Here is a 1,037-nt window from a genome sequence, read left to right as displayed (position 1 = left end):
GTAGTGATCGTATCGGCCGCGCGGACCGCGGTCGGCAAATTCGGCGGCTCGCTCGCGAAGATTGCGGCGCCGGAACTGGGCGCGACGGTGATCCGCGCGGTGCTGGAGCGTGCGGGCGTGAAGCCCGACCAGGTCAGCGAAGTGATCATGGGCCAGGTGCTGACGGCCGGCTCCGGGCAGAACCCGGCGCGGCAGTCGCTGATCAAGGCGGGGCTGCCGAGCGCGGTGCCGGGCATGACGATCAACAAGGTGTGCGGCTCGGGCCTGAAGGCCGTGATGCTGGCGGCGAACGCGATCGTCGCGGGCGACGCGGAGATCGTGATCGCGGGCGGCCAGGAGAACATGAGCGCGGCGCCGCACGTGCTGCCGGGCTCGCGCGACGGGTTCCGGATGGGCGACGCGAAGCTGGTCGACACGATGATCGTCGACGGGCTGTGGGACGTGTACAACCAGTACCACATGGGCATCACGGCGGAGAACGTCGCGAAGGAATACGGGATCACGCGCGAAGAGCAGGACGCGTTCGCGGCGCTGTCGCAGAACAAGGCGGAAGCCGCGCAGAAGGCCGGGCGTTTCGACGACGAGATCGTGCCGGTGTCGATCCCGCAACGCAAGGGCGAGCCGCTGCAGTTCGCGACCGACGAGTTCGTGCGTCACGGCGTGACGGCGGAGTCGCTGGCCGGGCTGAAGCCGGCGTTCGCGAAGGACGGCTCGGTGACGGCGGCGAACGCGTCGGGGTTGAACGACGGCGCGGCGGCGGTGCTGGTGATGTCGGCGCAGAAGGCGGCGGCGCTGGGCCTGACGCCGCTGGCGCGGATCAAGGCGTATGCGAACGCGGGCGTGGATCCGAGCGTGATGGGCATGGGCCCGGTGCCGGCGTCGCGCCGTGCGCTGGAGCGCGCGGGCTGGACGCCGGGCGACCTGGACCTGATGGAGATCAACGAAGCGTTCGCGGCGCAGGCGCTGGCGGTGCACAAGCAGATGGGCTGGGACACGTCGAAGGTGAACGTGAACGGCGGGGCGATCGCGATCGGCCA

General features: G+C 70.4%; 1 protein-coding gene. It reads left to right on the top strand.

Annotated features, from left to right (window positions below; genetic code table 11):
- Positions 1 to 1,037: acetyl-CoA C-acetyltransferase (locus CFB49_RS35350; RefSeq protein ID WP_256979949.1), on the top strand; the 1,037-nt coding region annotated here is incomplete at both ends.

This window comes from Burkholderia sp. AU17457 (genome assembly GCF_002223255.1).
GTDB classification, from domain to species: domain Bacteria; phylum Pseudomonadota; class Gammaproteobacteria; order Burkholderiales; family Burkholderiaceae; genus Burkholderia; species Burkholderia sola.
This window is presented reverse-complemented; position numbering and strand designations above follow the sequence as displayed.